Origin of the sequence: Arundinibacter roseus (assembly GCF_004348825.1) — a bacterium.
Classification (GTDB): domain Bacteria; phylum Bacteroidota; class Bacteroidia; order Cytophagales; family Spirosomataceae; genus Arundinibacter; species Arundinibacter roseus.
Genome location: NZ_SMJU01000005.1, coordinates 353,230 through 367,906, shown reverse-complemented (window position 1 = coordinate 367,906; position 14,677 = coordinate 353,230). Strand labels below are relative to the sequence as shown.

Sequence of the window (14,677 nt, the reverse complement as noted above, 5' to 3'; positions counted from 1 at the left end):
GGGAGGCGTAGATAAAAAGTAGTACATAAAATAGGCTGAAAAATGAATTGGTTCAGCTAAAAAATCCCTACCTTTTTCCGCTCTAAATCATCTAAACTTACACATGAAAAAAGTCTTTTATTTTCTTGCATTCCTTCTATTTGTACACGAAGGGGTGGTGGCACAAAAGCAAATCATCCGCACCGACAAGGCACCTGTGCCGGTGGGGCCGTATAGTCAGGGAGTGGTTGTTAACGGAGTGCTTTACGTAGCCGGACAGCTGGGAATTGATCCGGGTACACAAAAATTAGTAGAAGGAGGCGTAGAAAAAGAATTTCCTCAACTCATGAAAAATGTCACGGCAATTTTAGCCGCTCACGGACTAACCCTGAAAGATGTCGTCAATGTGACAGTTTTTATGAAAGATCTTCGGCAGTTTGGTCGGGTAAATGAGCTCTATGCAACCTATTTTACAAGTGATTATCCGGCCCGAACTACGGTGGGAGTTTCGGATTTACCAGCGGGGGCAGGTATTGAGATTGCGGTGGTAGCGGCGGTATCGGTCAGGAAGCGCAAAAAATAAAGCAGAGAACGAATTCCCTGCTTTATTTTTCAAATATAAAGTAGTATTTTTTTTAGACAACTACGGATTGTTGCTCCTGCAAATAATTCATCAAACTATTGATAGAGGTAATGCGTGTGTAGTCTTCGTCCGGAATTGCAATGGAGAATTCCTGCTCTAATTGCATCATCATGTCCACAAGATCCAGGCTGTCAAAACCAAGGTCTTTGATGAAGTGGGCGTCGTCAGTGATGGCTGTTGATTCTACGCCAAAGTTATTTAGAATAGAGATAATGCGCTGTTTCATGGGTATAGATAAATTTCTGGTAAATACGAAAACTGACAGGGATTTGATTTTAAAACGATAAAAATTTAATGATAGTACCATTTAAAAGTACAAATTGTTCCATTTTTGAAAAATATTTTTCAACTCATTATTTTTCAAGCCATTAGATTTTTTCTGTTGCCTTTATTCATCCAATGGTTTCCTCAAAGGAAATGAGTTTATTACAATACTACCTACTGAAATGGGATGAACCGAAGGTATTTGCGTGTGAAACCGAAAAAACCGGGTATGAATGACAAATGAAGTGGTTTCTCCGGAAAATTATTTTGCTTGAATAAACCCCTAAACGAAGCTTGGTGCTGATCAAAAGTAAAAAAAAGCTGTGTAATGAATCTTTATAGGTGTCGGATTTTCGGAGTAAAACAACCTACGGATCTTGAAGCACAGCACCGGGAATAAGGCCAGGGTATTTATTAAATAAGTTTCAAAGAGTAACTAAATCGTGTTTGGTATTTTTCCTAGGTACCTGATAGTTAATTGACATTGGGTCCTTAATCCGGGAAAGCAGGCTTTGATAAAGAAGGAAAGCCCACGTTTTCTGGAAACGACCAGTAATAATGAGTAGAAAAAAATGTCGTCTCTGTTTACTGATTTACTGGTTTTTGTTTCTTATCTCTAAATACGTTTTACCTTAGAATTTATTTTTTCTGCGAATAAACTTTTCTATAATAATCCCATGAATTCTACAAAACAACGTTTTTTATTCCTGCTGTTGGCGGGAGTCCTAAGTATTATGAATGTTTCGGCTCAGAAAAAAAACGACGACGCAAAGTTGTACGAAATGCGTATTTACTACTGCGAGCCCGGCCGGCTTGATGCGCTTTTGGCGCGGTTTAGAGACCACACTACGAAGCTTTTTGAAAAACACGGCATGACGAACGTGGGCTATTGGGTTCCGGTGGAAAACACTGACAACAAACTCGTGTACGTACTTTCGTATCCGGGCGACAAAGCCTATCGCGATAAGGCCTGGAAGGAGTTTATCAATGATCCTGTCTGGAAAAAAGCGCAGTCTGACTCTGAAAAGGATGGTAAAATTGTGGCCAAAGTTGAAAGCGTTTTTATGAAAGAAACCGACTTTTCGTTTCCCATGACCGTAAGCGGCCCGGCTGACAATCGGATTTTTGAGATGCGAACGTATCACACAGTACCTGGCAAACTGCCTGATTTGCTGGCTCGTTTTCGCAATCATACAACGGCTCTTTTTGCCAAACAAGGCATGACCAACCTGAACTATTGGCTGCCTGTTGAAAAAGATAATTTGCTGATATACATGCTTGCGCACAAAAACGCTGATGCTGCAAAAAGTTCATTTGACGCTTTTCGGGTAGATCCTGACTGGATTAAGGCACGTGACAACTCAGAACGCAATGGCAAGATTGTCGAGAAAGTAGAGTTTGTCTATATGAAGGCTACTGATTTTTCGGCTATTAAGTAATTACAAAATTTATCCTTGAAAAAATAGTTGACTATGCGTCATTTCTTTTGCCTTTCTCTGTTGAGTTGCCTGCTTTCCAGTTCTGTAATGCTCAGGGCCCAGGCGCCGGACAACTACACGCCTATCTCTTTGAATGACCTGTCGGGTTTTGAATCAGCTGCGTCTGCCTGGAAAGTACAGGGAGAAATTGCCATGAACCCGCTAAATCCTACGGGAATGTCAACTAAGGCCGGTTCCGGAATTTTGGTAGGTTCAAAAGGGCAGCCTATTCGTACCCGCACCACGATGCAGGATATGCGTCTTCGATTGGAATGTATGTTGTCGCCCGGTGCTCAGGCTTACATTATTTTGCCCGGCGGGCCACGCATATTGTTGGCCGAAGGTACTTCCGCGAGCGAACCTACGGCTTCCACGAGCGGTTACGTAGGGCAGTTTCCCATCCAAAATGCAGCCAAAGCTGCCGGACTTTGGCAGGTGGTAGAGCTAGCTTATGATGCCCAACTTCCTACACAGCCAACGATGAGCCGACTCAACTCGTTGGTTCTGAATGGGGTGGTAGTTCAGCAGAATGTGTATTTGCCTCGTAGGCCCGGACTTTCGGGTGCGCAGCCAATTGCCCTGGAAGTAACCAACGGCACGGCAGCTTTTCGAAACATTGGCTTTCAATCGCTTGCCAATCGGCAGCCGCTAAAAATTTCGGATTTATCATATAGACTCTATACGGATGCCTGGGATACGGCCACTCCTGTAAAACTGGATCGGGAAGAAAAGACAACCGCCATTACGCAGGAGGTAGCCAATGGTCTCCGCGAGTTTCACTTGTTTTTTGAAGGTACGATGAACATCGAAGAATCGGGCGACTATACTTTTACCATTGCGCAGTCGGGCCCGCGGGCACAGCTTAGTATTGACGGAAAGCCTGTGGTGACGGTTGGCGAAAGTACTTCCCAAGATTTACATACCGGTCGGGCGGTTCTTGAAAAAGGAACTCACCGATTTATACTACGCTACTCACGCTTTCCCTGGCGCAGACCTGCTCTTGGTCTTAGCGTGACCGCCTCGGGCATTCGTTCGTATGACCTTAGCGCGTTGTCGTCATTACCCGTGCCGGAGCCCAAGCCGTACCTCGGGGTCACGCCCGAAGATCGCCCCGAAATGATTCGTTCGTTCGTTTTTTATGGACAAGAAAAAGCGAAACGTACGCACGTTCTATCTGTGGGCAGTCCCGCAGGCTGGCACTATACACTCGACCTGAATCGGGGCGCACTACTACAAACCTGGCGAGGGCAATTTGCCGACGTCACCGAGATGTGGTACGAGCGCGGCGAACCGCAGCTTCTGAGTACAGCCGGGCTCACGGTGCCGGTAAGTGGTCAGAGCAGCTATGCCGTTTTGTCTGACAAATCAACGGCATGGCCCGACTCGGCAGCCATCAACTATTTAGGCTACCGCCTGACACCTGCCGGTGTACCCGCTATGCGCTATGCGTTGGGTGCGGCCACGCTTACCGATCTGCTGAGTGCCGACACCAAAGGCCTGAACCGCACGGTTTCACTGGAAGGCAATGCGCCCGCAAATCTGTTTGTACTTGCCGGAGTCGGCAGCAGTATTGTGCAGGTAGAAAAGGGCTTATACCGCATCGACGATCGGTACTATGTTCGGGTAGATAAAAAACTTTCAGTGACACAGCGAACATCTGCCGGACGTCAGGAGCTTCTTATTCCCGTCAACGGCAAGGTAGAGTACAGCATGTTTTGGTAAAAAGAGCAATCCTGAAAAAATAAAATAACCTGAAAGTACTTTTAAACCATGAATACAATAGGTACCTATATAAAACCCAGACTTGTAGCATTTGGGCTCCTGATGGCTGCGCATATCAGCCCGGCGCAAAATCGGCCCATGACCGAAGATGATTATTACCGGATCATTACCATGCCGATTCCGGAAAACATCGAAATGGAAATAGGTGGACTTTCGGTGCTGCCGGATGGCCGCCTGGCTGCTTCCACGCGCCGGGGCGAGGTTTGGATGATTGGTAATCCCTACATGAAAGGAAACGGTCGACCTACGTTCAAACGCTTTGCGCATGGGCTGCACGAGCCGCTCGGGCTTCTCTATCGGGGCGATCATTTCCTGATTACTCAGCGCGGCGAAGTCACCAAGCTCGTTGACACCGATCAGGATGGCGTAGCCGATGTCTACGATTCTTTTGCACGCTGGCCATTATCGGGCAACTACCACCAATATTCCTACGGCCCTGTGCCTTTGCCAGACGGCGAAATGATCGTAACCCTGAATCTTGACTGGATTGGTCGAGGTGCCAGTCAGTCTAAGTGGCGGGGCTGGATGCTCAAACTTGATAGTCAGGGGAAGCTCACACCCTGGGCCACGGGGCTCCGCTCACCTGCGGGTTTTGGCGTTTTTAAAGGAGATATTTTTTATACTGAAAATCAGGGTGACTGGGTCGGGTCGGGGCGCATGACGCACCTGGCCAAGGGCGATTTTGCCGGAAATCCTGCCGGCTTGCGGTGGAGTGGCGAAGAAGGCTCGCCCGTGAAGCTGCGGCCCGAAGACGTGCCCGATACCGGAGAGCCACTGTATGATGTAGCCCAACGTACGCCCGGCATCAAACCCCCCGCCGTTTGGTTTCCACATACACTCATGGGTATTTCAACGTCTGATTTTAAGGAAGATACTACCGCAGGCGCTTTCGGACCTTTTGCCGGACAAATGTTTGTGGGCGATCAGGGACACAGCAAAATCATGCGTGTAGACATGGAAATAGTGAACGGCGTGTGGCAGGGAGCCTGTTTTCCGTTTCGTGAAGGCTTTCAATCCGGGCTGATTCGGATGGTTTGGGGACTGGATGGTTCTATGTTTGTGGGCCAAACGTCACGTGGCTGGTCAGCAACCGGCAAAAGCCCATTTGGCATTCAGCGACTGGTATGGACCGGACAAACCCCTTTTGAAATAAAAACGATTCGTTCGCAGCCCGATGGTTTTGACGTAACTTTCACGCTGCCCGTTGATGCTGCTACCGCCGGAGACCCGGCCTCGTATGCCGTAAATAGCTTTACCTACAAATACCATCATACCTACGGAAGTCCCATCATCAACGCCGAACCAATGACCATTAAGGGTATTATCGTGGCAGCTGATGGATTAAGCGCTCGGTTGGTTTTGGATGAAACCAAATTACGCAAAGGTTATATTCATGAAATAAAGGCCGAAGGAATTAAGTCGGCCAATGGTTTGCCACTACTCCATACGACTGGCTACTATACTCTGAACGAAATTGCGTCTGGTAGTAAAGCCGATGCGGCCCGGTTTACGGCAAGCAGCCGGGCGGGGATGTCGGGTATGGATCATAGTCAGCATACGGCTACGGAAGCAATGCCTATGGCGGCTTCGGCCAAGCGTGTAACTACCCAACCGGCGACCTGGACCAACGGTCCCGATCAGGTAATCACGATTGGAACCAAGCCGGGACTGAAATTTGATCTTGCCGAAGTGCGCGTGAAAGCGGGCAGCAAGGTGAAATTCATTTTTAATAATAACGATGATATGCTCCATAATTGCGTCATTACGCTTCCTGGTGCCGCCAATACCGTAGGAGAAGCCGCTCTCAATATGGGTCTCAAAGGCGCTGAATTGAATTACATTCCCGACCGAAACGAAGTACTGTTTCACACAGGTCTCATGCAACCCGAAAGCAGCGAAGCCCTGTACTTTGTGGCACCCGCCAAAACCGGAGATTATCAGTATGTCTGCACCTTTCCGGGGCACCATACGCTGATGCAGGGAAAAATGAAGGTGGTTAAATAAAGCGTTTACAACCTTTGAAATAATCAAAAAGCGTCATTTCCACTCGGAAATGACGCTTTTTTTAATGGATTCTGTCTCAGAAAAAATTTCGTTGATGCTGACTTTTTTTAATCCAAAACTATTTTTTTGTGGCTACAATAATCCCCGTAGACCAGTGAAGTTTTGTAATAAAAATATCGCTTCGGCTTTCCAGCGTTGCCACGAGTTTCACGGCCTTTTCGGCGTGCCCTTCGGGCCAATTGGGCTGAGGCAGCATGTCATCAATGATGTAAAGCCCGCCCTTGTTGAGCAATTGTAGAGTCTCGTCAAGCATCAGGTATTTTCCGTGCCACGTATCGGCAAATATATAGTCAAAGCGCTGTTCCTGTGCGCTCGTCAGCCAATCGCCACCGTCGGCAATTTCCAGCGTAAGACGTTCATCGTGGCCCAATTGCTTCTGGGCAATGGCCACTAGTTGTGGATCATTGTCTATCGAAATTAGCTGCGAGTGAGCATCCATTCCGTCCAGAATCCAGGAAGTAGAAAGGCCCGTTCCGGTACCTAATTCAAGAAAATTACCGCCGGGTTTGGTTGCGGCCATGGTTCTGAGAAACGAACCTGCTTTTGGATCGGAGGCCATCGTAAAACCTGCCGCGCAGGTCAAATCTTCCAAAATTTTGTAGGCAGCTGGAAACGCCTGCGTGATACTGTCTGTCATAGAACTGTATGTGTAACAAGAAATGAATGATCCGGGAAAAATGTAATTTTCTCTTTTTTGGAATTGATATTTAATGTTTTCTTCTGAACCGAAAGCGTTTCTTTTTGGGAGTTGGCACCTTATTCTCAGCCAGTTCAATTTCATTTTTCAACAAAATGTCATGAATAATTTCTTCTTTGGTATTGAATAACAAGCCAATATCCTTAGCCGAAACACCTTTCAAATACCAATGTACCATACGTTGCTGATCTTTTTGTGAGAAGACTGGCTTTTTTGGTAAACTTGCGGTAACAATTTCGTTCTGATACAGTTGTAAAACTGTCAAAATCTCCGGCAACAGGGCTGGGTTAAGGTTAATTTCTGAACTAGTTTCTGGCGGCCCTTCTATGGTTTGTTGTATTTGAACATACATTTTACCTGAGGTATGCCTGAGAAGTTTGATTTGAATCGTACTTTTTCCATGATTCAGGAGGGATTTTTTGATCAATTTATCCATAGTTTTTTAAAGAAGGAGTTCAAGTAGACATAAGTACAAGTTCGTACATTTTTTACCATAAGTCTCAATTTTACCGTCAGGACTTCTGCCAAACCTGTTTTTGGTCTATCTTAGGTTTTTAATTAAATATTCAACAAACATTTCATGAAGAAAACGTTACTACTCTCCTTCGTCTGTCTTTCATTGTATCTCTTCACGCATGCGCAAACCATCATTCAGCGCGACCCGGTCATTTCACAACTCGTAACCGAGGTTTCTTCCGACAGCCTGCGTTCACACGTACAGAAACTCGTAAGTTTTGGTACTCGGCATACGTTGTCGGGGAAGCAGGGCACCCGTGGCATTGAGCCCGCCCGCGACTGGATTTTGGGTAAATTTCAGGAATTTGCCAAGCAATCGGGTGGCCGCATGACCGCGACGCTCGACACCTGGACGATGCAGCCTGACGGCCGCCGGGTAGATGTGGTTGCGAATATGGGGAACGTAATGGCTACCCTGAAAGGAACTGATCCGGCTGATAACCGGATTTTTCTGGTGAGTGGCCACATGGATAGTCGCGTGAGTAATATTGCAAACCGAACCGAGGATGCTCCCGGCGCCAACGACGACGGCTCAGGTACGGCGGCAGTTATCGAGCTGGCGCGGGTTATGGCTAAGCAGAGTTTTCCGGCTACCATCATTTTTGTGGCTTTTTGTGGAGAGGAGCAGGGTTTGCTGGGCGCTAATCACCTGGCTCAGCGTGCCGAAGACGAAAAATGGAATCTGGAAGCGTTGCTCAATAATGACATCATGGGTTCAAATAATAGCCACGATACCCGGCTGATCAATAACACAATCGTGCGGATATTTAGTGAAGGACTCTCCGGTTTTGAAACGGATAAACGAGCGGCTTCTGTGCGGCAATATGGACTTGAAAATGATGGAAAAGCCCGAAATCTGGCTCGGTACGTCAAAGAAATAGGCGAGCGCTATGTAGATCATCTGGAAGTGCGGATGATCTACCGCAACGACCGCTACCTGCGTGGCGGCGACCACACACCTTTTGTCAATCGGGATTTTGCGGCGGTACGTATTACCGAAATGAACGAGAATTTTGAACATCAGCATCAGGACCTGCGCACTGAAAATGGAGTAGTATATGGTGACAAACCGGAAGACATGGATTTTGAGTACTTGCGCAAAAACACCGCTATGAATCTGGCCAACCTGGCTAATTTGGCCAAGTCGCCGGCGCAACCACAAAACGTGACGATGGATGTGCGTAGCCTGACTAATACTACCAAGATTTACTGGCAGGCTCCTGCTTCGGGAAAGGTGAAAGGGTACTATATTTTGATGCGGGAAACACATTGGCCGTTCTGGCAAAAGAAATTTTTTACGGATAAATTAGGCATGGAACTGCCTTATTCAAAGGATAATTACTTTTTTGCGGTTCAGGCCGTGAGTGAAGATGGCAACGAGGGCTTGCCCGTTTTGCCTAAGCCGGGAATGAGGTAAGCGGGGCCGAAAATTGACGTTATGAACTAGTGTAAAATCATGAAGAGTTTTACTTTCTTCCGTTGGGTGGGTCTTGCACTGCTGTTGTATTTTTATGCAGGATTTGTAACAGCGCAACAGTTTGGGAATGAATGGATTGTGCCTGGGCAGACCTACGTCAAAGCAACGGTTTCCAAAGCAGGGATTTACCGAATTTCAGGCTCTGCCATGCAGGTAGCCGGTTTACCTGTTGGTTCATTAGCGCAGGTTCAGATTTTTCATCGGGGTCAGGAAATTTCTGCGCTTAGCCGCACAAGCGAAGAAATTGTATTTTATGCCACAGGAAACGACGGTGCGCAGGATTCGTTGCTGTATCGTCCGTTTAGTGCCCGGCCTTCGCCCTACCAAAGTATTTTTTCGGATGAAACTGCCTACTATTTCACGATTGGAACAGCCGCTCCACTATCAGTCAAGTACACAGAAATGCCTGTGAATGAAGCGCTGATGCCGGAACCCTACCATTTGCAAACGGAGGTGAAATCGTTTCGGGACGAGTATTCATTTAATACTGCGCTCGGTTTGACACCCAATCTGATGCAGAGTTTTTACGAGCGTGGAGAAAGCTGGACTGGAAAAACCATCCTGGCCGATTCGTTGGTCAGGTTTCCGATATTGCTAACCAATTGGATTCAGGAAAATGCGCCCGCGCCACGACTCGATGTTCTGATTAACGGGCGAGCCAATTTTTCCCATCAGATACAGGTTTCCGTCGGAAACGAGCGAAAAATTGCCTCCCTCGCTTTTTATGGCTTTGATCACCGCCTGATTTCTGATACGCTCAGCCGTGCCGATATGGGGGTAAACGGTTCTACGCAACTTGCGGTACAATCCCCTTTAAAACAGCCTGCTGAGCGCTATTCCGTAACTTTTTATCGGGTTACGTATCCGCAACGCTGGGATATGCAAGGTAAAAAGGAAGCGATATTTACCTTGCCCGCAGGCTCGCAGGCGTTGGTGCGAATTCAGATAGAGAACGTGCCGGCCACCGCCCGGCTATACGATTTGACCGATCCTGAGCATCCGATTTCAGTAGCTGCCAAAGTTCAGAATGGACGATTGGAGGGCATGATTTCCAGAAATGGCCCCGCTGCCCGCCGCCTATATTGTACAGCTGAGCCATCTGCCAATCTCTCCTTACAGCCTGTTTCGTTTCAGAGTTTTGCACCACAGGATTTTGATTATCTGATTGTTACAAATGAATCGCTTTTTTCGGCGGCTCAGGAATACGCCGATTATCGGGCTTCCGAACCGGGGGGGAGTTTTCGACCACTTGTAGTGAAAATGCCTGAGTTGTACGAACAGTTTAACTACGGGGAAGTAAGCCCCCTGGCGATCCGGCGCTTTGCGGATTTTATGCTTTCGCAGGGGGATTCGACCAAATATCTGCTATTGATTGGCCGTTCGGCTACTTTTCCCGAACGTCTGCAAAAGAATATGCCGGGCGAAGTACCCACCTTTGGATATCCGGGTTCGGATATTCTGTTGGTTGATGGCCTGGCCGGACAGAAGGAAAATAGCCCTGCAATGCCCGTGGGGCGAATCAATGCGACTAGCCCGCAACAACTGCGTAACTACCTTCAAAAAGTCCGGGATTTTGAACAAAACGCACCTACTCAATCTTCCTCCAAACGGATCCTGCATCTGAGCGGCGGGCAGTCAGCTTTTGAGATACGCGCCATTCGGGAAATGCTTTCCAGCCTGAGTCCTATTGCAGAAAATGGGTTTCTTGGCGCAGAGGTCATCCCTTTTTCCAAGCAAAATGTAGTTGAAATTGAAAAAGTAAATATCGCCCCACAGGTCAACGAAGGTGTAGGTATGATTACCTTCTTTGGGCATGCCTCTCCAACGGTTACCGACCTGGATATGGGCTTTGCGTCCGCAGCCGAAAATGGGTTTCGCAACAGCGGTCGTTATCCGTTTATGTTTTTTAATGGATGTGGAGTGGGGAACATTTTCAGCCGTTTCGAAACGCTCTCGTCCGACTGGGCTCTTGCCGCCGACAAAGGCGCCGTAGCGGTGATTGCCCATTCGTTTTGGAGCTATTTTCAACCGACAAGTACGTATCTGACAGAATTGTACACGGCTCTTTTTTCAGACCCGCAAACAAGTAATTTATCCATCGGTCAAATCCAACAGGTGCTTTCTCAGCGTATTACGTCTCGTGCGCATGGTGCCTACGATATTGCCAATCTTCATCAGATGGTTTTGCAGGGAGATCCCGCCCTGCGGCTATTTAATCTCTCTAAACCTGATTTTAGCCTTAATTCTACCCAAAGTATTTTTATTCGCTCCCAACATTTAAACCAAACCATCGGCGAATCGGACAGCCTGTTGGTGGGTGCAATTGTTTCCAATAAAGGACGTTTCGTAGTCGGACAGCGCCTGACCGTGCAGGCGACATTACGAAGCGAAAATGGACAGGAGCGTACCTATGAACAGGCGTTTCCCACATTTCCGCTACGAGATACGCTGCTGATTAAAATCGGGGGAGGACAAGCGCTTGAATCCATACAGGTGGTGCTCGATCCAAAGCATGAACTGGATGAACTTTCGGAAGAAAATAATACAGCCGAATTGCGCATTGCCTGGCCCGAAGCTGCGCAGGAAAATAGTTTCCCCACCGGCTTCGTGAATGATCAGCTCGCTCCCTGGCTCAACGTTCGGTTTGATGGGCGTACGATTCGGCAAGGTGAGCGGGTGTCTAATGAACCGATAATTGAAATCATGCTTCAGGATGAAAATATGCTATCGGCAACAGATACAAGTCTGGTAGATGTATTAATAAAAAGATGCCCGACTTGCGCCTTTGAGCGAATTGCGTTTAGCAGTTCTTTTTTGAGTCTTGAAAGATCCGAAAATCGAAAGATTTTTTACCAGTTCAAGCCGGGTTTTTTAGCCGAAAATACCTACGAACTCCGGGTTTCTGGCCGGGATATGCGGGGAAATGAAAGTGAGTCGTACCAAATTTCGTTTGTTGTGAGCGAAGCTGATGCACCATTTACGGTAGTTGTAAGTCCCAATCCGGCTTCGGACTATGTACGATTTGAGGCAATGGCGCTAAAAAAATCAAGGATTCAAAGCCTGGAATGGCAGATTTACAGTGCCACCGGAGCATTGCTCGAACAACACCGGCTGCCTGTAACCCGGCCGGGAATTAATGAATGGTTTTGGACACCGGGAAAGGGGATTTCAGCCGGGCACTATTTTTACAAAGTGATTAGTCATTGGCAGGACGGAGGAGAAGAAGTAAAAACCGGCAAGTTGCTGATTGCCCGCTGATTAGTCTTGTCCACTTGCCACCAAACGGCGGATGCGGCGGCTTCCCGATTCGATAATTCCCTGCCCAATGCAATCTGTGGTGCGTTGGCAATATTGTAGTACGGTTTGTTCTTCTTCTACCAAACCAACATTCAGGGCGTAGCGTGCTGCACGCAGGGTACGGTCAATAGCCGTTGAGTCATCCTGCTGTACAACGCGAATGGTTTTTTCAAAAAACAGACCATTTATAGTATTGGAAATTCCAATGTCAGTATAGCGATTTTTAGTTTCCTGCCTGCTATTCAAACGGTTGGCGTTCCAGATAGTTGAGGCATCAATTGGGAAAACGAGGGGAATAAATTTCTGATTTTTCTCCGTAAGCACCAGCCGATCCGGCCATTTTTCCAGCACTATTGTTTCCTGATCTATCCACGATTCGCTGCTGTTTTGTCGTCTCGACCGTGAAAGCACGGCCTGCATACTGCCGTCCGCTAATTGTTCCAGGCGTATGATCTGCTCTTTTTCCTGGTATAGGCTCCGCACCGGAGTTTCGTTGGGTGTAAATCGTTCTTCAATCACATCATATAGACGAAAACGTCCTGCTTCCATTGGAAAGTACGCTGATTCCTGCACGGTTTCGACGGTTTCCGGTGTAGTACAGGCTGCTAAAAGCAGCAAAGTGAAAATCCCGCTTTTTGTCAGGATTCGGAAAGTTGATGAAGCCATACTGCAAGATAAATAGTTTTGTACACATAAAATTGCGCCCGATTGGTCAGTTCGGGGGTCTTTTCCGGATGCCTGATGATATGCACCGCTTTTTCAAAATGAGCCTGATCTACATACGTCCATACACCGCTGTTTGGGCTGAGGTAGTCACCTGCCTGCTCGTAAAGCCGCAGGGCGGCGAGGCGGCCATACGTGCCAAAATTAGCTTTCCCCACTCGTTCACGCACCGAATCAGGTAGCAGGCCACGCATTCCTTCCCGCAATACTCCACGTCCGAGCCCATGATAGTATTTCAGTTCAACAGGTGCTGACAGGCAAATTTCGAATAATTTTTGATCATAAAAAGGAAATGCATAGCTACATCCAACATGAGTGCCGAGCGCATAGTATTCTTCATTTATCACGATTGCTTCCCGGTAAAACACGTCGTCGAAGGCATATTGAAGGGTAGCGGGCAAGGAGCCCCGCAGGGTTTCGGACAGGGTAGGAGTACCTTGCGTTTTGGGGGTATACTGCCATTCTTTACGCAGTACCGGAAGAAGTGTTTTTTGAGAGCTATCAACTTTTCTCCGGAGTTTTTGAAATCCTCTTTTTAGTAAAAATCCTGAGGAAATATCAAAATGCCGGACTAGTTGAAGGCAGTAGCGAACAAACTCGGGCAGTGATTTTGACTTGTAAAGTCCAGGCAGGTACCACATCCAAAAGTATTGTTGATAGTACTTTTCTTTTCTGGTTATTGAAAAAGAATCCCAGTCAGGATGGAGATATGTAAGTGAAGTTAGTGCCGCCCGCTGTTTCAGGAGAGTTTTCAATTCCTGCCATTTTTCCGCCTTCATTAGCTGTTCCAGATATTCCAGTCCGTGTCCGATGATGCTGTCTCCGTCATGTCCAGATAGAAGCACGTCGCCTCCGAGGTTTTGTGCGTAGCGGCTCAGGGTCAGATGAAAAGCCGGAGAAACAATCATGTTTTCGGGTTGTCCAAGCAACCGGGTTATTTCTTCAAGAGCTTCCAGATCATTTTCTGACGGCGACACTTCATGATGCGTGCTGCCTACCTGCTGAGCTACGGTTTGGGCATAGGGCGCTTCGTCGGTTAAGGCTGTTTCGGTAGTGGCATACAGCGTATGCAGCGGTGTTTGTGGCTGTACGTCCCGCACCATGCAAACGACGGATGACGAATCCAAACCACCACTCAGATGAGCAATCGGTGCCGATGCCGAACCAACTGCCTGTTGAACAGAAGACCGAAACTGCCGCCGAAAAGCCTGACCAAAATCCTCTGTGGTATGGAGCTTTCGCCAGGATTCGCAATCAAAAGTTACCCAGGTTTTTTGAGTACATTTCCCCTCAAAACATTGCAACTGATGGCCGGGTAGTACGCTCAACAGCGGTTCCAGGAAAGTTGCGCTTGTGTAGGGTGCGCTGTCGCTCATCCAGGTCAAAAACTCTGCTATCCGGCGTGGATTGGGGCGAAGGTATTTATGTACCTCAGGAAATTGCCGTAGCAAAGGGATATTGGTAGAAAAAGCAAAAATCTTGTTCGGAATATATAGGTAGTACAGCGGCACGATTCCAAACAGATCGCGTTGAAGAACGAACTTTTGGGTAGCGGGAGAAAGCTCAATGTAGGTTGTTGGCTGATGCAAATCCGGCACAATTCTGCGCAGCAGCGAATCGCCGGAAACGACCTCAATTCCTTGCCTGTAAGCGTATGAAAGGTAAAGAGAATGAGTTGTAAAATCGTAAAATCCAGCCGAAGCATTCACCGTTGATCGAAAATTTATTTCCCTGTTCAGGATAAGAACGGTTCAATA

General features: G+C 47.4%; 11 protein-coding genes. 6 read left to right on the top strand and 5 right to left on the bottom strand.

Annotation, left to right across the window (positions count from 1 at the left end; translation table 11 throughout):
* The first annotated feature begins 103 nt into the window (after positions 1-103).
* Positions 104-562, top strand: a complete 459-nt coding sequence (locus tag EZE20_RS09820) for a Rid family detoxifying hydrolase (protein ID WP_132117026.1) — start codon at positions 104-106, stop codon at positions 560-562.
* A gap of 52 nt (positions 563-614) precedes the next feature.
* On the opposite strand, the gene acpP is transcribed toward EZE20_RS09820, so the two are convergent.
* Positions 615-848 (bottom strand): acyl carrier protein, encoded by a 234-nt coding sequence (acpP, locus tag EZE20_RS09815; RefSeq protein WP_132117024.1) that lies wholly within the window; start codon positions 846-848, stop codon positions 615-617.
* A 715-nt stretch (positions 849-1,563) separates the two neighbouring features.
* Between acpP and EZE20_RS09810 the strand changes: the two genes are divergently transcribed.
* The 3 genes from EZE20_RS09810 to EZE20_RS09800 all read left to right on the top strand — a co-directional run bounded on the left by EZE20_RS09810 (position 1,564) and on the right by EZE20_RS09800 (position 6,150).
* Positions 1,564-2,325 carry an NIPSNAP family protein gene (locus EZE20_RS09810; protein ID WP_132117022.1) on the top strand — a complete coding sequence of 254 codons (762 nt, stop codon included), beginning with the start codon at positions 1,564-1,566 and terminating at the stop codon, positions 2,323-2,325.
* Positions 2,326-2,358: 33 nt separating this feature from the next.
* Positions 2,359-4,086 (top strand): family 16 glycoside hydrolase, encoded by a 1,728-nt coding sequence (locus EZE20_RS09805; RefSeq protein WP_132117020.1) that lies wholly within the window; start codon positions 2,359-2,361, stop codon positions 4,084-4,086.
* A gap of 102 nt (positions 4,087-4,188) precedes the next feature.
* Entirely contained in the window at positions 4,189-6,150 is a 1,962-nt protein-coding gene (locus EZE20_RS09800) for a plastocyanin/azurin family copper-binding protein (RefSeq protein WP_228713670.1), read from the top strand.
* A gap of 118 nt (positions 6,151-6,268) precedes the next feature.
* On the opposite strand, the gene EZE20_RS09795 is transcribed toward EZE20_RS09800, so the two are convergent.
* Together EZE20_RS09795 and EZE20_RS09790 are read right to left on the bottom strand one after the other, a co-directional pair.
* A complete protein-coding gene (locus EZE20_RS09795; RefSeq protein ID WP_132117018.1) occupies positions 6,269-6,847 on the bottom strand; it encodes an O-methyltransferase in 579 nt (192 codons plus the stop codon).
* Between the two features lie 70 nt (positions 6,848-6,917).
* The gene (locus EZE20_RS09790; protein ID WP_132117016.1) at positions 6,918-7,343 is read right to left on the bottom strand and encodes a hypothetical protein; all 426 of its coding nucleotides are present in this window, start codon (positions 7,341-7,343) and stop codon (positions 6,918-6,920) included.
* 144 nt (positions 7,344-7,487) lie between these two features.
* On the opposite strand from EZE20_RS09790, the gene EZE20_RS09785 reads away from it, so the two are divergent.
* Positions 7,488-8,840 carry a M20/M25/M40 family metallo-hydrolase gene (locus tag EZE20_RS09785; protein WP_132117014.1) on the top strand — a complete coding sequence of 451 codons (1,353 nt, stop codon included), beginning with the start codon at positions 7,488-7,490 and terminating at the stop codon, positions 8,838-8,840.
* Positions 8,841-8,879: 39 nt separating this feature from the next.
* On the top strand, positions 8,880-12,158 hold the full coding sequence (gene porU2 / locus EZE20_RS09780; protein WP_132117012.1) for a putative type IX secretion system sortase PorU2: 3,279 nt from the start codon (positions 8,880-8,882) through the stop codon (positions 12,156-12,158).
* On the opposite strand, the gene EZE20_RS09775 is transcribed toward porU2, so the two are convergent.
* A complete protein-coding gene (locus EZE20_RS09775; RefSeq protein WP_132117010.1) occupies positions 12,159-12,863 on the bottom strand; it encodes a hypothetical protein in 705 nt (234 codons plus the stop codon).
* Positions 12,836-14,629: an asparagine synthase-related protein gene (locus EZE20_RS09770; protein WP_132117008.1), complete on the bottom strand. Its 1,794-nt coding sequence runs from the start codon at positions 14,627-14,629 to the stop codon at positions 12,836-12,838. Before EZE20_RS09770 ends, EZE20_RS09775 begins: the two co-directional genes overlap by 28 nt.
* Positions 14,630-14,677 lie beyond the last annotated feature (48 nt).